Consider the following 18,028-nt stretch of genomic DNA (forward strand, 5'->3'; position numbering starts at 1 on the left):
CTCCATTTCCTTTATTCCGTGTTTAAGTCTTTTTTGGCATCGTTATTCTCTGAAGGTGAGTACCTTTTCCTAGTCAAAGTTCTTAAATAACCGGGACGCTTATTCATTTTCGAATAAGGATACCTTATGTACGAATCGCCTATCCCTTTAGTCCTAAAAGGAAAGAGAGGGACCATATATGGGCTTCCAAGGGACTTAAGCCGGAAAAGATGGCCAAAAAGTAAAACAATGCCGATCACTAGCCCGTATCCGCCCCATATTGCGGCAAGGAGAATAAAAGGGAATCTTAGAATCCGAACAGTATTGGACATTTTGTAAATAGGGGTCGTAAAAGACGAAAGGGCTGAAAGTGCAACGATAATTAAAAGGATATTACTCGTCAAAGCGGCCTCTACAGTCGCCTGCCCAATAACAATGCCTCCGACAATTCCAAGTGTCTGGCCGATTTTGCTTGGCAGACGTGCCCCTGCTTCACGGAGTAGTTCTATTGTGATTTCTAGAAAAAGTACCTCAAGGAATGGCGGAAAAGGTACATTCGCCCTTGAAAAAATGATTGGGCCAATCAAATCGTCTGGAATGATTTCGTAATGGTATGTTAAAACCGCTACGTATAATGGAGTGGCAAAGATGGAAAAGGAAACTCCAAAAAAGCGGATTAGCCTGAAAAAAGACCCTTGTATCCAGGATGCGTAATAATCTTCTGGTGAATTGAAAAAATCCAGGATTGAAACAGGGCCAGTGAGCGCGTAACAGGATCCATCAGACAATATGGCAATCTGGCCGAGCAATAAAGAATGTGCCGCCTTGTCCAGTCTTTCTGTCGAAAGGAAGAGAGGGAACGGCGTTGAGGAGTGGTCGGCAATCAATTGCTCGACAATGGTATTATCATGTATAACTTCAAAATCCACATTTTTTATTCTCTGCCTGGCTGTCTGGACAAACTCGGGATTGGTTACTCCTTTTAAATAAGCTATTACCACCCGTGTCTTTGAAACGCTCCCCACCTCGAATTCTTCAAATATGAGGTCGGATGTAACCAATTGTTTCCTCAAAAGGTGTAAATTTGTATCAATATTTTCAATAAAGCCTATTTTGGGACCGATGACGCTAAATTCGTTATCGGTTTTGTTGTTCTGCCGGATTCCTTTCAATGGCCCGGCAATATTGACGAGTGCACATTTGTTCCCTTTGCCCAGCTGGACGATGGCATGGCCGGCATTAAGTTTTTTTTCAGCCTCCATCGCGTCATCCGTAATTTTTATGCCTTCCACCGGAACAATATTTTTCAGCTCGGAAATGTCAGACAATTCCGCGGAACCTTCCTGGATGGACTTAAGGACCAAACGGCGCAGCAGCTTTTCATCAATCAGAGTCATATAACAGCTAACTGTAACCTGGCCCTTTTCCAAAAGGGAAAACGATTGGAAGTCGGCTGAAGCTTTAGCCTCTTCCAATATATCTTTAATCCTCTTTTCGGGTTTCTCCTGTTTTTTTGAAGAATTTTTCCGTTTCCATTTGAACATTTCGGGCCCCACCATATTCCAACATATTTAACTATCTGGTTATTTCTGTATTATGTGTTTTTACCTGATTAGTATGCATGTTTGCCAATAGAGGAGGATTGAATTTATCCGATTGATGTTTACAAAGAAAAAAGCTTCCGGATATTGCCCGGAAGCTAAAAGGTTTTAGTGTATAGTTTATTCCTCGCGATCGGAGGGATTTGAAAGGATATCCGCAGCTAGTTGTTCTATTGCCTTTAAGATTTCAAAGTCCCGTATTTCCGTCAATCCGCCTTTCAGAGAGTTAAGTGCACTTTCAATAAGGAAACCTCTTGGCGACTTTGACTGGAGAAGTTCTTCTTCAATAAAATCAAGGAGTCCAAAGTATTTCTCCTGCTCATTGGAATGATGGAGAATTTTCTTTAATTCAATAACAGAACTGTGGAGGTTTTCCCGAAATGCTGTGCTCCTTTTCATCCTTTTTGGGAGCCAATGTGTTAGAAGGGTTGGGTCAAGCAGTTTATCATTAGCAATCGAAACTTCCTCCACAATGTTGACAATCCGTGCTACACAGTAGCGGACAATTTCATGGTTACTCAGCAGCGAACCGTTTACCATGGCGTTAAACTTCAGGTGCTGCTGCAGCATTCCAATGAACATAATAGAGCAATCAAGTAGGTAAGGCTTCTTTTCTTCGCCAAAAATGTCAACAAAACGGCTATAGATCCAACTTACATTACGTAAATGATTTTGTTTCAGGTATTCTTTTAAATCGGGATCATTTGAAACCATGACCTCTTCGAAAAGGAAGAGGAGTTTATTGGCACGGCTTGTTTTAAGGTGCAATTCAATCTGTTTGATTAAGATGCCAATATCAGATGCGTCCTGCCCGATTAACATCTCATTTGTATCCTTGTCGAGCTGCTTGTAAATTGATTTAAATAAAGCGATTAATAGTTCGCTTTTTGAGGAAAAGTAGTTGTAAAATGTTCCTTTTGATATTCCGCTGTAATCAAGGATATCCTGGATCGATGTGGCCTGGAATCCTTTTTCTATAAAGAGTTGATGGGCTATCTTGATTACACGCTGTTTTCGGTTGTTCAATAGTATCACCTTGCCTTATTGTACTGCCGGTATAAAAAGTATACTACACTATTGTTAAATAGTGTACAAACTCAATGGGAATACGAATTTATTGATTGAAATTATTGGACTGATGGTATATGATAAAGTGCATGTGTAACGGCAGTCTATAATTTTGAACCGGAAGTATACAGGAGGAACAACAATGGATCAAACAATAAATAAACACGGCCGGCCCCCTTATGGGATAATCGCCGTTTTAATGATTGGCGCTTTTATAGCATTCTTGAATAATACATTACTGAATATCGCTCTTCCTTCCATTATGAAGGATTTAAAGATCGAGCCGCCAACAGTCCAGTGGCTCACAACAGGATTTATGCTTGTTAACGGAATATTAATTCCTGCTACAGCCTTCCTGATTCAAAAGTATAGTGTTAGAAGGCTTTTCCTAGCGGCGATGGGCCTGTTTACAATAGGAACAATAATCGCGGGAACTGCACATATTTTCCCTATTTTGCTCACTGGCAGGATGTTGCAGGCCTCGGGTTCAGCCATTCTGATGCCGTTGTTGATGAACGTTATGCTTATCAGCTTCCCCATAGAAAAGCGGGGGACAGCGATGGGCATTTTTGGTTTAATATTAATGTTTGCACCGGCAATCGGGCCTACTCTTTCAGGCTGGATCATTGAACACTATGACTGGCGAATGCTGTTCCATTTTGTAACGCCAATTGCAATTGTTGTGCTTTTAATCGGATTCTTTCTTCTTAAGGATAAAAAAGAAAAAGTAGATATCCGGCTTGATTTCGTTTCACTCGTATTATCAAGTGTGGGTTTTGGGGGTATACTCTATGGCTTCAGCTCGGCGGGAAGCAAAGGCTGGGATAGCCCCTATGTATACGGCACGATTGCTATAGGGGCCGTTTCCCTTATTGTGTTCATTTTGCGCCAAATAAAGCTTGAAAAACCTTTCTTGAATTTCCGGGTTTATCGCTATCCGGCATTTGCGCTCGCCTCCGCTATTTCAATGGTCGTAAATATGGCTCTTTTCTCCGGTATGGTTTTATTGCCTATTTATGTACAGAATCTGAGGGGAATATCTCCAATGGATGCAGGGCTTTTATTAATGCCTGGCGCAATTCTGATGGCAGTGATGTCGCCAATTACAGGCCGGATTTTTGATAAAGTTGGCGGAAGGGTCCTGGCGATTATCGGGCTGGCCATTATTGTCATTACAACATATGACTTAAGCAGGCTTACCTTTGAAACATCTTATACACACCTGCTCATTTTGTATTCAGTCCGGAGTTTAGGAATGTCGATGGTAATGATGCCGGTTTCCACTAACGGCTTGAACCAGCTGCCAACCCGTTTTTACCCGCATGGAACCGCGATGAACAATACATTGAACCAGGTAGCTGGGGCGATTGGAACTGCGCTTCTTGTCACCATCATGACAAACAGGGCTGAATCGCAGGCAAAAGAGCTTGGCAAGGAAGCGATGAAAAATCTTACCGAGCAACCGACTCCGGAGGTCCTGGCCCAAATGAAGCAGCATATTTTGGCACAGGCCATGCTAAATGGGATAAACTTCTCTTTCCTAATTGCAACATTTATTGCCGTTGTCGCACTGGTCCTCGCATTTTTCATTAAGCGCGCCAAGCAGGCGGAGGATCCAATCCTGGAAAAATCGGATGGCAGGCAGCTTGCACAAAATTCATAATTCTTTTAAAGGCAACCCTCATTTGAAGGTTGCCTTTCTCTATTCGGATTATGTGTTTAAAAAGGTTGACAATATACCTATAGGGGTATATCATGGAAATTGTCATCAGCATCGCATGCATAAAATAGGAGGGTCTTGGATGTACATCGTTACCGGCTCAGCACTTGCTGGAATCCTTTTTTATTTGCTATACAGAAGATATGTCCCGGTTTACGGGATACCCTGCAAAGAAGTAATTGAGGTAGAAACAGTTGGGAATGATATACTATTGGATATCCGTGATTATGCCACGTCCTCAAAAAATCCGGTTAAAGGTTCTTTGCCTATCCCAGCGGCATATTTAAAAAGGTACATGGAAGAAATTCCGGCTAGCCAGGTGTATATCATCGCCTCCGACCGCCTTGAGAAAAACTGGGGAATCAGGCTATTAAGGAAAAAGGGCTTCAAAGTAATCGCTTATACTCTGGCAGGCTGCGGCTGTCGGTAAAAAGGGAGGGAATCGAGATGAAATACGATGATCAAATGAAACATCGTGTAAAACGGATTGAAGGCCAGATTCGAGGCATCCTTAAAATGATGGAAGAGGATAAGGACTGCAAAGATGTCATTACCCAGATGTCCGCGGTCCGTTCAGCCGTTGACCGTACAATTGGGGTTGTTGTAAGCTCGAACCTTGTTGAGTGTGTCCTTGATGCGGAGAAAAACGGCGAAAAGACAGATGAATTGATTAAGGAAGCGGTAAACCTACTTGTTAAAAGCCGTTAATCCGCTCTTTCAATATCATATATTAAAAAGTGAAGCAAGAGGTACGTCCCTTGCTTCATGAATAAAAGGGTGGCAACCCTTTTTTATTTTCACGATTATATACCCATACCCGTATTAGTAAAATTAATTAAGGAGAATTTTATATGGAATCAACAAAAGTATTGGATGCAAAAGGGCTGGCATGCCCAATGCCGATTGTGAAAACGAGGAAGGAAATGAAGGGAATGGAGTCCGGCCAGGTACTTGAAGTACATGCAACCGATAAAGGCTCAAAAGCGGACATCGCCGCATGGGCTAATTCCACAGGGAACGAGTTATTAAAACAGGAGGAAGAAAACGGAACCTTTAAATTCTGGATTAAAAAGGCATAATTTTTTTACCGAAAACTATACCCCGCGGGGTAAATGAGGAGGCGTAAATATGGAAAAGAAGAAAACGACAATTATCCTCTTTAGCGGAGATTATGATAAAGCGATGGCAGCCTACATTATTGCCAATGGCGCCGCGGCTTATGACCATGAGGTGACGATCTTTCACACCTTCTGGGGATTGAATGCCCTCCGCAAGGATGAACCGATTCACACAAAAAAGAGTTTCATGGAAAAGATGTTTGGCTGGATGATGCCGAGGGGCGCTGATAAGCTGGGGCTATCCAAGATGAACTTTGCCGGGATGGGACCAAAAATGATTAAGGAAGTAATTAAGAAGCATAACGCCATGACGCTTCCACAGCTGATTGAGATGGCTCGTGAACAGGATATAAAACTGACCGCCTGCACGATGACTATGGATTTGCTTGGGCTTAAGGAAGAAGAGCTACTTGATAATATTGAATACGCGGGGGTTGCAGCATACCTTGCCAATGCAGAGGATGGGAATGTCAACCTGTTCATTTAACAAGTAAGTAGAGGAGGCAAGTCAATGGAATATGCAAACTGGCTCTTAATCGGAATGGTAGGACTTTTTCTGTTAAAGCAGTTTCTCCCGGCAAAAGGGGTCCGCACGATCGGTACGGAAGAATTAAAACCTTTGCTGAAGGATAAAAGCATTCAGTTTATCGATGTAAGAACGCCTGGGGAATTTGGTGCACGCCATATTCGGGAGTTCAAAAACATCCCTCTGAACCAGATCGGACAAAAAGCGACGCATCTGGATATGGAGAAAGAAGTGGTTGTCATTTGCCAAAGCGGGATGAGAAGCAACAAAGCAGCAAAACAGCTAAAAAAGCTTGGTTTTAAAAAAGTCATCAATATTAAGGGGGGCATGAATACCTGGCCCTAATTCAAAACAAAGGAGTTAATCGATATGAAACAACTAACCCCAAGTGAAGTGGAAAAGCTATTGGCTGATGGCGAAACACTTACTATAATAGATGTCCGGGAAGCGGAAGAGGTTTCTAAAGGCAAGATTCCAGGTGCGGTAAATATTCCACTTGGCCTGATTGAATTCAGGATACGTGAGCTTGATAAAAACAAAGAATATGTGATGGTTTGCCGTTCAGGGGGACGAAGCGGGCAGGCATGCCAATTTCTTGACAGCAAGGGCTTCAAGACAGTGAATATGGCTGGCGGTATGCTTGCTTGGGAAGGAAAAACCGAATAACTATTTTACCCTTGAGGGTATAAAGGAGATGGTATACCATGATCAAAGCAGATATTCAATTGGATGCGAAGGGCCTTGCCTGTCCGATGCCGATTGTTAAAACAAAAAAAGCAATCGCTACAATGGAAGCCGGGCGTGTCCTGGAAGTAGAAGCGACCGACAAAGGGTCAAAGGCAGACTTGAAAGCCTGGTCTGAAAGCTCGGGCCACCAATATCTTGGAACAGTTGAAGAAGGAAATGTTCTGAGGCATTACATTAGAAAAGCTTCCGGGGAAGAAAAGGCGGAAATGAGCTTTCAGGCTATTATCAGTAATGAAGAATTGGACCAAATGATAAATGGAAACGAAGGATTTGTGATCCTTGACGTAAGGGAAGAGGCTGAATTCGCATTTAGCCATATTCCGGATGCAATGAACATTCCGCTTGGTGAACTTGAAGAACGAATTGGAGAGCTAAACAAGGAAGATCAGATTTTAGTCGTATGCAGGACGGGCAGCCGGAGTGACCTTGCTGCCCAAAAGCTAACTGAAAAGGGTTTTGGGAACATCAAGAATGTCGTTCCTGGAATGAGCCAGTGGAATGGAAAAGCTGAAACTTTATAATTGTATATTTTCAATGGGGAGTTCATATGGATTCCTCAAAATTTTTACAGAAAATAATACGATGGGGGGTATATAAATCATGGCGGTTAAGCCAATGACACCAAAAGAAGTAACAAGGAAAATCATCAATAAAGAACCGTTATTTATCCTTGACGTGCGGAATGAAGCCGATTTTAAGGATTGGAAAATTGAAGGGCATACTTTCGAGGATTTAAATATTCCATACTTCGAGCTATTGGACGGAGTGGAAGAGATTCTTGGGAAAATCCCTGAAAACAAGGATGTCCTTGTTGTTTGCGCGAAGGAAGGCTCATCCATCTTGATTGCCGATATGCTATCCGAAGCTGGAAAGAATGTTTCCTATCTCGAAGGCGGAATGAAAGCATGGAGCGAGCATCTCGAGCCAGTAAAGGTTGGCGATTTGAAGGACGGTGGAGAGCTTTACCAGTTTGTCAGGATTGGAAAGGGATGCCTTTCGTACATGGCGGTTTCAAATGGAGAAGCCGCCCTGATAGATGCGACAAGGATGACGCATGTATATCTCGATTTTGCAAACGAAATCGGTGCTAGGATCACACATGTGTTTGATACCCATTTACATGCTGACCATATTTCTGGAGGCCGGGCAATAGCAGAAGCGACTGGGGCTGTTTACTGGCTTCCGCCAAAAGATGCCGCGGAAGTTGCATTTTCATATGAACCGCTTGAGGAAGGCGATGAGGTGGCAATCGGGACAACAAGCATTAGCATCCACGCCATATATTCACCTGGACACACAATTGGTTCTACTTCGTTTGTCATCGATGGTAATTATCTGCTCTCGGGCGATATTCTGTTCATTGACTCAATTGGGAGGCCCGATCTTGCCGGAATGGCGGAGGACTGGGTCGGGGACCTGAGGGAATCACTTTATAAAAGATACAGGAATTTACCGGGAAAATTGCTTGTCCTTCCAGCTCATTTCATGATCATTGATGAACTGAATGAAGATGGCACTGTCGGCAAGGAGCTGGGAGTCCTTTTTGCGGAAAATCATGGCCTCAATATTGAAGATGAGAAAGAGTTCAGGAAGCTTGTGACAGAGAATCTTCCTCCTCAGCCAAATGCATACAAGGAAATCCGCCAGACAAATATGGGGAAACTTAACCCGGATAGTGAACAGCAGCGTGAAATGGAAATTGGCCCTAATCGCTGTGCTGTTCGATAGGGGTGGACTGCAATGGATATCCCGTTTATTATTACTATCTTTTTGATTGGTTTTATCGGCTCATACATTTCCGGAATGCTCGGTATTGGCGGCTCGATCATCAAGTACCCGATGCTCCTTTACATCCCGCCTCTTTTTGGCCTTGCGGCGTTCAGCGCCCACGAGGTTTCGGGGATTTCAGCTATTCAGGTGCTATTTGCAACAATAGGCGGGGTGTGGGCATACCGGAAAGGCGGTTACCTGAATAAGCAACTGATCATGTACATGGGCGGAAGCATCCTTGCCGGAAGCTTTATCGGCAGCTTTGGCTCGAAGATCATGTCGGAGGCTGGGATAAACATCGTCTATGGAACCCTTGCATTGATTGCTGCCATAATGATGTTCATCCCCAAAAAGGCAATTGATGAAATCCCGCTGCATCAGGTGAAATTCAATAAATGGCTGGCGGCAGGCCTGGCTTTAATTGTCGGTATCGGTTCGGGAATTGTCGGTGCGGCGGGAGCGTTCCTTCTTGTGCCAATCATGCTTGTCGTCCTTAAAATTCCAACTCGGATGACAATTGCATCATCGCTTGCGATAACGTTTATTTCCTCGATTGGCGCAACTATCGGAAAAGTGACAACAGGGCAGGTAGATTATTTCCCGGTATTTATAATGGTCATCGCCAGCCTAATTGCATCGCCGCTCGGTGCGATGGCGGGCAAAAAAATGAATACAAAAATTCTCCAGATTATTTTGGCGGCCCTTATCTCGGCCACCGCTCTTAAAATCTGGCTGGATATCCTGTAAAAAAGTAAAACGGCAGCCGCTTAATAGGCTGCCGTTTGTTTATCAAGTGAGTGTATCAGCGGGAAGTTTTTTGTTCAAGAGCCTGAATATTTTTAGGGATAGCTGAATTTGCAGGAGCTCTTCCGCATTCTTTAAATCCGTATCCATAATTTCTTTAATTTTTTCGATCCTGTAGATTAGCGTATTTCTATGCAGGAACATGGCTTTCGCGGTTTCACTGATATTTTGATTGCATTGGAAAAAATTCTCTAATGTTTCAATAAAACTAGTTCCATGGAGGGAGTCATGCTCATAAACTTTTCCCAGCCTTTTCAAAAAGAACTCTTCCATTGTATGGTTATTTATATTTGTATCTAGGAAATGGTAGATTGAGTGGTCTTCAAAATGTGAAACTCCACCCTTTGTTCCAAATCTCTCCATTAGGCGGACTGCTTCGTTTGCTTCCGAAAAACTTTTATCAATGGAATGAATCCGTACGTATTGCCTTCCAATTCCAATATTCAATGTTGCATTTTTAATTTGCTTTTTTAGAAGTTTATAAATTTCCTCACCATAGTGCTTGGCATTGTTCACAGTGAGCGGAGGCCGGTTTTCGTTTTGGCCAATCAAGGTAATAATCCTATTGTTCCTGAAAAAAGAAGTGACTTCCCCGGCAGCAATATTGGAATGCTCATAAATCAGATCGACACACTTTTTTGCGGTCTGTTCCATTTGGACTCTCCGGGCAACTAAATCCTCAATTTTTTCAGGACTTTCAGTTTCAACAGTAAGGACCATGCAATGATAGCGATAATTCGTTTTTAGTCCGTGCAAATCACAAAGGGATTGGATTGAATCGCTGGAAGTTATTTTTCCTGTAAGTAAATCATCGAAAAAGTCATCTCGAATCTTCAGTTTTACCTCCTCGATTTCCTTTGCTTTAATCATTTCGAGAGCTGTGATGGTCGATGCCTGTTCAAGGATTATATAATCGAACTCGCTCAATTCCCGTACGGTTTGCCAGACGACAATATAGCCGTAAAGGTGATTGGAGGCTGCAACGGGCAGAATTCGGCACTTTATATCCATATGATCAAGCTCATAATTCCGCATAATTGATTTTTTAATTTCTTTTATGTTTTTTGGAATGGAATCGATAAATTCTCTTTTAAATACAGGCCGTTTCTTTGAAAGATTAAGGCAGTACTCAAGGGGGACTGGATTTTGCGGATGCTCGGTATAATGAATCAGCCGCCAGTCCTTGTCCACCGCGATAATCGGGTTGTTAATTGTTCCTGACAGCAGGGAGGAAATTTTCTCTATGCCGCCGCCTTCGAGGGTAACGCGAAAGAAAAGGTTGTGCATATCAAGCGTTTTCCGGTTAAGCAGGTCATATCTCCCGGAAGCTTTTTCATTAATGATCGAAATAACCTTTGAAAGAGTGTACTCGAATGGCAGCTCAATCAGAGGCATGCCAAGGCGGTTTGCTTCCTCAATCATCCTCTGGGGAATCTTCTCAAAATAGCGTCTCATCTTGACAACAAGGCCGGCGCAGTTAATTCCGGAAAGTTCTCTGATTACCTGGACCTGGTAGTCGATATTGTCTTTGAAGATATAACCGGTCGTCAAAAGCAGCTCATTTGGCGAAAGCCAATCGAACGAATCCGGATTTTCGATAATATTTACAAGTGATATTTCATTGTCGATCCCTGCTTCTCCAGCAACAATCCTTAATCCATCCAATGCTTTTATTTCAAAAAGTTCTTTAACCTTTAGCAAACCAATCCCCTCCTCCAGGAATCTTTGATATACTCATTGTACCCTTTGCACAATGCAAATCAATATTTTTTGGCTTTGGTACATAGTGACCTATATGTATAATGAGCCTAGAATAGTTTTTGTAAAAGTGGCATCAAAATTTTATAACGGCTAGGAAATCTGCAATGTGAGTGCCGGTTTTCAGCTGCTAATGCTTTAAAAGTACCTATTATACTTTCATTCTTTCTTTTTTAGCTGGTCTTCAACAACTTTTATGGCAATCTGCCGTTCGCGGATGTGCCGTTCCTCTAGAAGGGGTGAGTTTATGTATTTTGCAGTCTTAGGGGATTCAAGTTTCATTAAGAGAATTAGCCGCGGAAAGTTTATGGGGGTTGTCCATAGCGTCTTTGAACGGACCATTAACCTTGAAGACCAGGAAAATGGCGAGTTATATACAATCGGATCCCGCAGCCTGGACAACGCACCTAATACTATCATTGCTGATATCCATGGCTTCAGGCAATTTGGCATCCAACCCGGGATGGGGGTTTCTACCGATGGAAACGCCATCCATATTGAAAAATTGCTTTCAATATCAGTAGAGAATGCCGCCTTTTGGATTTCCAGGCTTCCGGTATATCCAAAGGATACGGCTATTCTCACCGGGAATGTTGCCAGGTTGAAAAGCTTTATCGATACATTCGGGAAAGCGGGAGGAATGAAGGACGATCCTAACAACGCGACTCTTTTTGGCAAGGAAATATCCAGGCTCCTTAAAGAACGGTCAAAAAGCCTCGTAATGGAATTATCCGAAGGGAAAATCGGCCCAGCAATAGAAAGTGCGAGAGGAATAATCGGACTTGGACCGGGCCTTACCCCTTCAGGAGACGATTTTTTAACAGGGATGCTCGCGGCCTTCAGCATACAGGATAGCCCGGCCCATACATTTTCGGAATTTGGCAGGCAGGTTGTTGAAATTGCAAGGCCTTTGACCAATGTAATCAGCTGGACGGCTCTCCAAAAAGCTTCTCAGGGACTTGTAAGGGAATCGACCATCTCTCTTATTCAGGCAGTCCTTTACGGGAATGAGGATGACCTTTTCAAAGCCTTAAACGAGGTTTTAAAGATTGGATCTACATCGGGGACGGATATGGCACTCGGGCTAGCGGCTGGTTTTGAAATTAATTTACTCTACAATTAAGGGATAGTAAGATCCCCACTTCAAGATTCAGAGGAATCGTTGAAGATAGTAGTGATCACATGCAAATACTGTATAAATTGCAGCATAATGGATAGGCAGTATAATGTGGCAACCTGCTTATCACAGATTTTGGCAAAAGGAAGGTATAGCACAGGAAAATGGACAACGAGACGAATCATCTACAACTTATAACTGCAAGTGAACAATGGGATATAGCCGCGATTCAGCAGTTATTGGACGCAGGAGCAAGCGTTGACTTCAAGGATAACGGCGGGCGAACCGCGTTGATGGCAGCTACGCAAAAGAATAATATTGATGTTGTTAAATTGCTGCTTGAGGCAGGCAGTGATGTAAATGCTAGCGATATTACTCAATTGACCCCTTTTATTTGTGCCGGCGCAAATGGGTTCCACGAAATCCTCAGCCAAATGCTTCATTATGGAGCGGATTTGGGCAAAGTCAACCGCTTTGGCGGGACGGCTTTGCTGCCATCAAGTGAAAAAGGGTATTTGAAGACCGTACAGCGATGCCTTGAAGCGGGCATTCCGGTAAACCATGCAAACAATCTTGGCTGGTCGGCTCTATTGGAATCAGTCATTTTGGGAAATGGCGGCCGCCTGTATTCACTCATCATTGAGCTTCTCTTCAAAGCTGGCGCCGACCCACATCTCAAGGACAGGGATGGAAAGTCTTCACTCCTACACGCAAAGGAGCTTGGGCAGGATAAGGTTTACGCCATATTGTCGGGTACATACAGCGAAGAAGATAACTTCATTCAAGAAGCCAAGTCTCTTTATCTTCAGGACCGGTATGATGAAGCTATTACTATGCTAAACGAGGCAATGGACAAAAATCCCGAAAACAGGGACTATTATTTCTATAAAGGATATTGCCTGCAAGAGCAGAAGAACTATCATGAAGCTCTTGCAGAATTCCAAAAAGCTCTTACCTATGATTCAAATGACCATGATTTCTACTTTTACACCGCGAATTGCCTGAGGCTTATGAAAAAAGCGGATGAGGCGCTCGCCGAATATGATAAGGCGGTTGAATTAAATCCAAGCGAAACCTTCTACCGCTACCATAAATCCAATTATTTGAGGGAATTAGGAAGGCATGAGGAAGCCGTTGTGGAAATGGACCGCCTCCTCGCGCTGCAGCCGAATCGGTATGATTTCTCTTTTCACAAGGCAAACAGCTTAAGGTCATTAGGAAAACATGAGGAAGCAATTGAAGCGATAGAAAACGCAATTGCCAATGACCCGGAAAACCCTCTTTATCAATTGCATAAAGAACAGTCACATGAAATGCTCGCGCTTCAAAAATAATAGAACAAATTTATTCCTTGGAGCCAGCCTGAATTCGGGTTGGTTCCTTTTTTTTCATCGGGACAGGTGGCCGTAATTAATAGAATCCTCATTGTGCAAAAAGCCCAAGGGATGAATGCGGGTTTTGGTTACCTTTATCAATATCCCATTGTGCATCCTGTCTGAAAAGTTCATGTAAAGCAGAAATAGAATGGCGGCTATTAAAGGTGGAAGAGAGGCGGGTTTTTGTATGCGGCCACCTTAAAGTTTGCAGGGGATACGATGAATGATTGCTGGAAATATGCTACAATGAGTGGGATTTTTAATTTTGGAAGTTTCTTATATATATATAAACTATTTCCTATATTCTGAGGTGTGAAAATGAGCAAGAAGTGGTGGAAAGAATGTATTGCGTATCAGGTGTATCCCCGCAGTTTCATGGACAGCAATGGAGACGGAATTGGCGATTTGCAGGGCGTTATCCTGAAGCTGGATTATTTGAAGGAACTCGGGATAGATGTAATATGGCTGTCTCCAATGTATAAATCGCCGAATGATGATAACGGGTATGATATTTCCGATTACCAGGATATTATGGAAGAATTCGGGATAATGGCAGACTTCGATGAACTGCTGGAGGAAGTGCATAAACGTGGCATGAAGCTAATTTTGGACCTCGTCATCAATCATACAAGTGATGAACATCCTTGGTTCATTGAATCCCGGTCATCAATAGACAATCCAAAGCGCGATTGGTACATTTGGCGGGACGGGAAGGACGGGAATGAGCCAAACAATTGGGAATCGATTTTCAGCGGCTCTGCCTGGAAATACGATGGCCGAACAAAGCAGTATTTCATGCATCTCTTTTCGGAGCGGCAGCCTGACCTGAATTGGGAAAACCCCGAAGTCCGGGAAGCACTGTACGGCATGGTGAATTGGTGGCTAGATAAAGGGATTGACGGCTTCCGTGTGGATGCGATTTCCCATATTAAAAAACAGCCGGGCCTTCCGGATATGCCAAATCCGGACAACCTTGATTATGTTTCATGCTTCGACTATATGATGAACGTAAACGGAATAGATGAGCTCCTGACAGAGTTTTCGAGCAGGACGATTAAGAAGTATGATGTAATGACAGTTGGCGAGGCAAACGGGGTTAAGCTTGTGGACGCCGATAAATGGGTCGGTGAGGAAAAGGGCCATTTCAATATGATTTTCCAATTTGAATTTCTTGACCTGTGGGACAAAAAAACGAAGGATTCGGTCGATGTGAAGGCCCTTAAGCGCGTCCTGACAAAATGGCAGAATGGGCTAGATGGCAGAGGCTGGAATGCGCTGTTTATTGAAAATCATGACCAGCCGCGCCGTGTATCGACCTGGGGAAATGACGGAAAGTATTGGAAGGAAAGCGCAAAAATGCTTGCCACCATGTATTTTTTGATGAAAGGAACCCCATTTATTTATCAGGGCCAGGAAATCGGGATGACAAACGTTAGATTTCCTTCAATTGAAGAGTATGATGACGTTGGCATGATTAATTTTTACAAGGTGGAAACGGCAAAGGGCCGCCAACATGAAGAAATTATGGAGGTTATCTGGAAACGCGGCCGGGACAATGCCAGGACTCCGATGCAATGGAATGATTCGCCTATGGGTGGTTTCACTTCAGGCCCTAAAACCTGGCTTGGAGTAAATCCAAATTATCAGGAAATCAATGTTGAAAGGCAGCTTACCGAATCTGATTCAATCCTGAACTTTTACAAAGGCCTGATTCGCCTTAGGAAAGAAAATCCTTTGTTTATCTACGGAAAATATGAGCTATACCATCCAAACCATCCAAAGCTGTTCGTGTATACACGGACATTGGGTAGGAAAAGGGCAATCATCATTTGTAATTTCCACGGGACGCCCACCAGGTTTAGGATGCCTTCTTCAATAGACTATAAAACTAGCACGCTTTTGATTAGCAACTATGAGGCTGGCGAACGTAAAGTCAGGAAGGAATTTACGCTTAAGCCATTTGAAGCAAGGGTATATTTGCTGGGATAACAGGATCACTTTTAAACAAGGGGGATGGAAATGGAACAGACGGTTCAAACCATTTATTGGACGATATTTGAAAATGAAATTCAGCCTTTGCTTCTCGCGGCAACGGATAAGGGATTGTGCTATGCGGGAGCCCCTGGTAATGGCAACGAAGCATCCGAAGAACTTATCCAAAAACGCTATCCTTCTGCAAGGCTGATAAAGGATCAAGAGCCTTTGAATCCTTACATGGCTCAATTTGGGGAATACCTGAAAGGAAGCCGAACAGCATTTTCCCTTTGTTTGGATAGCGAGGGCACAGTGTTCCAGGAAAGCGTCTGGGTTGCGTTGCGGGAGATTCCTTATGGCAAAACAGTCTGCTACAGCGATATCGCTAATAAGATTGGCAAGCCAACCGCCGTCCGGGCAGTTGGGGCGGCAATTGGCGCCAACCCCGTATTGATTGCTGTTCCATGCCACAGGGTAATTGGTAAGGATGGGAGCATGACGGGCTTCCGTGAAGGCTTGGAAATGAAGCAGTTCCTGCTCGAATTGGAAAAGGTGAATACAGGTTTGGTACCATCATAGTAAAAAACAGGAACTCTCAAGGGGTTCCTGTTTTTTTAATGTGAGGTTAAGTCTTATGTAGGAATGGTGAAAAGACTGTTTTCCCTCTAGGTCCCGAGACGTATAGAAAAATATGGCAAGGGGCTGTATTCCAAACTTCACATCTATATTAAGATGGGATTATAACATTGGTTGGGGGAATTCAATATGAAAAAATTAATAATCGTTTTGTTGGTGGCCACCGTCCTCGGTTTCACGGCAAAGTATGCAATAGGTGCTATTTTTGGCGGAGGGAGTGAAAGAGACCTTCTTGTCGAAAAGGATAAGGCGAAAAGCCTTGAGGTTGAAATAAATATGGGTATTGGAAAGCTATCTGTTACAGGGGGCACGGATGAATGGCTTGAAGGAACGGTGCTTGAAAACAAGAGGTTAAAGCCTGTGGTTTCCTACAATCTATCTGGGAAAACAGGAAAAGTTACCATTGAACAGAAAAAGAAAGGCTTCCTGAATTTCAGTTTAGGCAAGGATGACAACGACTGGAAGATTGCGTTAACAGAGGACATCCCGGTCGATTTGCGGGTAAATGCTGGCGTATCCGATACCGAGCTTGATTTACGCGATATTGAACTCACAAATCTGGAGGTCGATGGGGGTGTGGGTGATATTGAAATAAACCTTGGTGGTGAGCGAAAGAAAGGCTTCCATACTAATCTGAACCTTGGTATTGGCAAAACGACAATCATAGTGCCGAAGGATATCGGCGTAAAAATTATTGCGGATAAAGGGATTGGAAGTGTAAACTTGGACGGATTTATCAAGAAGGGCAAAAATGTTTATGTAAACGAAGCATTCGAGGAATCAGGCACCGTTATTGTGGTAGATGCCAATATGGGCGTCGGAGAAGTCAATTTCAAACAAGAATAATGAAAGGGCAGGCCATGGCACGGCCTGCCCTTTCTATACATTTTATAAAAGTGACTCAGCCCCATCAATGTAAATCTCCGTGCCGGTAATATGGCTGGAGAGGGAAGACGCCAGAAAGAACACTAGATCGGCAACCTGCTCGGGCTTTCCTGAACCCTGTTCGAGCGGCTGGCTCCCTTCTGGGTATACAACTGGTATTTTAATTTCTTCAAGTTCATCTTCGGCAGGGAATGTATTTTTATCAATATTTGTTTCAATGGCGCCTGGGCAGATTGTATTGACCCTTATTTTATATTTCGCCAGCTCCAGTGCCGCCATTCTCCCGAAACCTGTCTGTCCGATTTTTGAGGTGCTGTAGGCGGAGAAGCCAAAATTTTTAAAGATCCTGTTTCCATTAATTGAGCTTGTGATTATGATGCTTCCCCCCTCCTTCTTCAAATGAGGTATAGCGTATTTGGCAGTAAGGAAGGTTCCTTTCAGGTTCGTTGTTATCGTTTCGTCCCAATCGTCCGGGTCTAGCGTTTCAATCGGTGCGATAACCCCGTTAATGCCGGCGTTTGCAAAGACGATATCCATTCTTCCAAACTCGACAATGGCTTTCTTGTACGCAGCTTCGACGTCCCCTGGCTTTGAGACATCGCACTCCAGCGTAATGGCGGTCCCTCCATTTTGTTGTATAAGTTCCCTTACCTCTTCCCCATTATCCGCTTTTACATCAACCAGCGCGATTTTTGCTCCTTCTTCGGCCAGCTTGATTGCCGCGGCGCGCCCGATTCCTGAGCTCGCTCCCGTTATGAATGCCGCCTTGCCTTCCAATAAACCCATTGCTGCCCCTCCTTTAAATAGTGCTGTACTCTTTCTTATCCCCATCTTTTCATGAAAGAAACATAGTTGAAACTCCATACAAAATATAGGAACCGTACAAATTGCCGGTTGCACATCCGATTTTCGGATGTGGAAACCTTGCCAATCCATTTTCGACATGAAT

Annotated in this window: 18 protein-coding genes and 1 pseudogene; 15 read left to right on the forward strand and 4 right to left on the reverse strand. The window is 43.5% G+C overall.

Going from position 1 to position 18,028, the window contains the following annotated elements; genetic code table 11:
- Positions 1-11: 11 nt before the first annotated feature.
- Both AR337_RS13970 and AR337_RS13975 read right to left on the reverse strand, forming a co-directional pair.
- Positions 12-1,523 carry a spore germination protein gene (locus tag AR337_RS13970; RefSeq protein WP_059172621.1) on the reverse strand — a complete coding sequence of 504 codons (1,512 nt, stop codon included), beginning with the start codon at positions 1,521-1,523 and terminating at the stop codon, positions 12-14.
- 177 nt (positions 1,524-1,700) lie between these two features.
- Complete coding sequence (locus AR337_RS13975; protein ID WP_253701728.1) at positions 1,701-2,615, reverse strand: TetR/AcrR family transcriptional regulator; 915 nt, start codon at positions 2,613-2,615, stop codon at positions 1,701-1,703.
- 175 nt (positions 2,616-2,790) lie between these two features.
- Between AR337_RS13975 and AR337_RS13980 the strand changes: the two genes are divergently transcribed.
- The 10 genes and pseudogenes from AR337_RS13980 to AR337_RS14025 all read left to right on the forward strand — a co-directional run bounded on the left by AR337_RS13980 (position 2,791) and on the right by AR337_RS14025 (position 9,276).
- The gene (locus AR337_RS13980) at positions 2,791-4,311 is read left to right on the forward strand and encodes a DHA2 family efflux MFS transporter permease subunit (protein ID WP_059172623.1); all 1,521 of its coding nucleotides are present in this window, start codon (positions 2,791-2,793) and stop codon (positions 4,309-4,311) included.
- Positions 4,312-4,450: 139 nt separating this feature from the next.
- A complete protein-coding gene (locus AR337_RS13985) occupies positions 4,451-4,798 on the forward strand; it encodes a hypothetical protein (RefSeq protein WP_059172624.1) in 348 nt (115 codons plus the stop codon).
- Between the two features lie 17 nt (positions 4,799-4,815).
- Positions 4,816-5,076, forward strand: coding sequence for a metal-sensitive transcriptional regulator (locus tag AR337_RS13990; protein ID WP_059172625.1), 261 nt, complete (start codon positions 4,816-4,818; stop codon positions 5,074-5,076).
- A 143-nt stretch (positions 5,077-5,219) separates the two neighbouring features.
- Positions 5,220-5,447, forward strand: a complete 228-nt coding sequence (locus AR337_RS13995; protein WP_059172626.1) for a sulfurtransferase TusA family protein — start codon at positions 5,220-5,222, stop codon at positions 5,445-5,447.
- Between the two features lie 49 nt (positions 5,448-5,496).
- Positions 5,497-5,973, forward strand: a complete 477-nt coding sequence (locus AR337_RS14000) for a DsrE/DsrF/DrsH-like family protein (protein WP_059172627.1) — start codon at positions 5,497-5,499, stop codon at positions 5,971-5,973.
- Between the two features lie 24 nt (positions 5,974-5,997).
- On the forward strand, positions 5,998-6,357 hold the full coding sequence (locus AR337_RS14005; protein ID WP_059172628.1) for a rhodanese-like domain-containing protein: 360 nt from the start codon (positions 5,998-6,000) through the stop codon (positions 6,355-6,357).
- Positions 6,358-6,381: 24 nt separating this feature from the next.
- Positions 6,382-6,678 carry a rhodanese-like domain-containing protein gene (locus tag AR337_RS14010; RefSeq protein ID WP_059172629.1) on the forward strand — a complete coding sequence of 99 codons (297 nt, stop codon included), beginning with the start codon at positions 6,382-6,384 and terminating at the stop codon, positions 6,676-6,678.
- Positions 6,679-6,716: 38 nt separating this feature from the next.
- Entirely contained in the window at positions 6,717-7,280 is a 564-nt protein-coding gene (locus AR337_RS14015) for a sulfurtransferase TusA family protein (protein WP_059172630.1), read from the forward strand.
- Positions 7,281-7,373: 93 nt separating this feature from the next.
- Positions 7,374-8,487: pseudogene (locus AR337_RS14020) on the forward strand (MBL fold metallo-hydrolase); the annotation flags it as partial.
- Positions 8,488-8,499: 12 nt separating this feature from the next.
- Positions 8,500-9,276 carry a sulfite exporter TauE/SafE family protein gene (locus AR337_RS14025; protein WP_059172632.1) on the forward strand — a complete coding sequence of 259 codons (777 nt, stop codon included), beginning with the start codon at positions 8,500-8,502 and terminating at the stop codon, positions 9,274-9,276.
- A gap of 42 nt (positions 9,277-9,318) precedes the next feature.
- On the opposite strand, the gene AR337_RS14030 is transcribed toward AR337_RS14025, so the two are convergent.
- Positions 9,319-11,034 carry a PucR family transcriptional regulator gene (locus tag AR337_RS14030; protein WP_059172633.1) on the reverse strand — a complete coding sequence of 572 codons (1,716 nt, stop codon included), beginning with the start codon at positions 11,032-11,034 and terminating at the stop codon, positions 9,319-9,321.
- Positions 11,035-11,338: 304 nt separating this feature from the next.
- Here AR337_RS14030 and AR337_RS14035 point away from each other — a divergent pair, with 304 nt between their 5' ends.
- The 5 genes from AR337_RS14035 (at position 11,339) to AR337_RS14055 (ending at position 17,040) form a co-directional block, all read left to right on the forward strand.
- Positions 11,339-12,214 carry a DUF2877 domain-containing protein gene (locus tag AR337_RS14035; protein WP_059172634.1) on the forward strand — a complete coding sequence of 292 codons (876 nt, stop codon included), beginning with the start codon at positions 11,339-11,341 and terminating at the stop codon, positions 12,212-12,214.
- Positions 12,215-12,372: 158 nt separating this feature from the next.
- Positions 12,373-13,542, forward strand: a complete 1,170-nt coding sequence (locus tag AR337_RS14040) for a tetratricopeptide repeat protein (protein ID WP_059172635.1) — start codon at positions 12,373-12,375, stop codon at positions 13,540-13,542.
- 360 nt (positions 13,543-13,902) lie between these two features.
- The gene (locus tag AR337_RS14045; protein ID WP_059172636.1) at positions 13,903-15,573 is read left to right on the forward strand and encodes an alpha-glucosidase; all 1,671 of its coding nucleotides are present in this window, start codon (positions 13,903-13,905) and stop codon (positions 15,571-15,573) included.
- A 30-nt stretch (positions 15,574-15,603) separates the two neighbouring features.
- The gene (locus AR337_RS14050; protein WP_216637382.1) at positions 15,604-16,137 is read left to right on the forward strand and encodes a methylated-DNA--[protein]-cysteine S-methyltransferase; all 534 of its coding nucleotides are present in this window, start codon (positions 15,604-15,606) and stop codon (positions 16,135-16,137) included.
- 186 nt (positions 16,138-16,323) lie between these two features.
- Positions 16,324-17,040, forward strand: a complete 717-nt coding sequence (locus tag AR337_RS14055; RefSeq protein WP_059172638.1) for a toast rack family protein — start codon at positions 16,324-16,326, stop codon at positions 17,038-17,040.
- Between the two features lie 42 nt (positions 17,041-17,082).
- Here AR337_RS14055 and AR337_RS14060 read toward each other — a convergent pair whose 3' ends face one another.
- The gene (locus AR337_RS14060) at positions 17,083-17,865 is read right to left on the reverse strand and encodes an SDR family NAD(P)-dependent oxidoreductase (protein WP_059172639.1); all 783 of its coding nucleotides are present in this window, start codon (positions 17,863-17,865) and stop codon (positions 17,083-17,085) included.
- Between the last annotated feature and the right edge of the window lie 163 nt (positions 17,866-18,028).

The organism is Bacillus sp. FJAT-27445, from assembly GCF_001510665.1.
Lineage (GTDB): Bacteria > Bacillota > Bacilli > Bacillales > Cytobacillaceae > Bacillus_D.

Bases quoted from the DNA above. Each gene is read 5' to 3' on its own strand.
- AR337_RS13995 (WP_059172626.1), top strand. From the start codon at position 5,220: ATGGAATCAACAAAAGTATTGGATGCAAAAGGGCTGGCATGCCCAATG.
- AR337_RS13980 (WP_059172623.1), top strand. From the start codon at position 2,791: ATGGATCAAACAATAAATAAACACGGCCGGCCCCCTTATGGGATAATC.
- AR337_RS14015 (WP_059172630.1), top strand. From the start codon at position 6,717: ATGATCAAAGCAGATATTCAATTGGATGCGAAGGGCCTTGCCTGTCCG.
- AR337_RS14050 (WP_216637382.1), top strand. From the start codon at position 15,604: ATGGAACAGACGGTTCAAACCATTTATTGGACGATATTTGAAAATGAA.
- AR337_RS13985 (WP_059172624.1), top strand. From the start codon at position 4,451: ATGTACATCGTTACCGGCTCAGCACTTGCTGGAATCCTTTTTTATTTG.
- AR337_RS13990 (WP_059172625.1), top strand. From the start codon at position 4,816: ATGAAATACGATGATCAAATGAAACATCGTGTAAAACGGATTGAAGGC.
- AR337_RS14035 (WP_059172634.1), top strand. From the start codon at position 11,339: ATGTATTTTGCAGTCTTAGGGGATTCAAGTTTCATTAAGAGAATTAGC.
- AR337_RS14010 (WP_059172629.1), top strand. From the start codon at position 6,382: ATGAAACAACTAACCCCAAGTGAAGTGGAAAAGCTATTGGCTGATGGC.
- AR337_RS13970 (WP_059172621.1), bottom strand. From the start codon at position 1,523: ATGTTCAAATGGAAACGGAAAAATTCTTCAAAAAAACAGGAGAAACCC.
- AR337_RS14005 (WP_059172628.1), top strand. From the start codon at position 5,998: ATGGAATATGCAAACTGGCTCTTAATCGGAATGGTAGGACTTTTTCTG.
- AR337_RS14045 (WP_059172636.1), top strand. From the start codon at position 13,903: ATGAGCAAGAAGTGGTGGAAAGAATGTATTGCGTATCAGGTGTATCCC.
- AR337_RS14040 (WP_059172635.1), top strand. From the start codon at position 12,373: ATGGACAACGAGACGAATCATCTACAACTTATAACTGCAAGTGAACAA.
- AR337_RS14055 (WP_059172638.1), top strand. From the start codon at position 16,324: ATGAAAAAATTAATAATCGTTTTGTTGGTGGCCACCGTCCTCGGTTTC.
- AR337_RS14060 (WP_059172639.1), bottom strand. From the start codon at position 17,865: ATGGGTTTATTGGAAGGCAAGGCGGCATTCATAACGGGAGCGAGCTCA.
- AR337_RS14000 (WP_059172627.1), top strand. From the start codon at position 5,497: ATGGAAAAGAAGAAAACGACAATTATCCTCTTTAGCGGAGATTATGAT.
- AR337_RS14025 (WP_059172632.1), top strand. From the start codon at position 8,500: ATGGATATCCCGTTTATTATTACTATCTTTTTGATTGGTTTTATCGGC.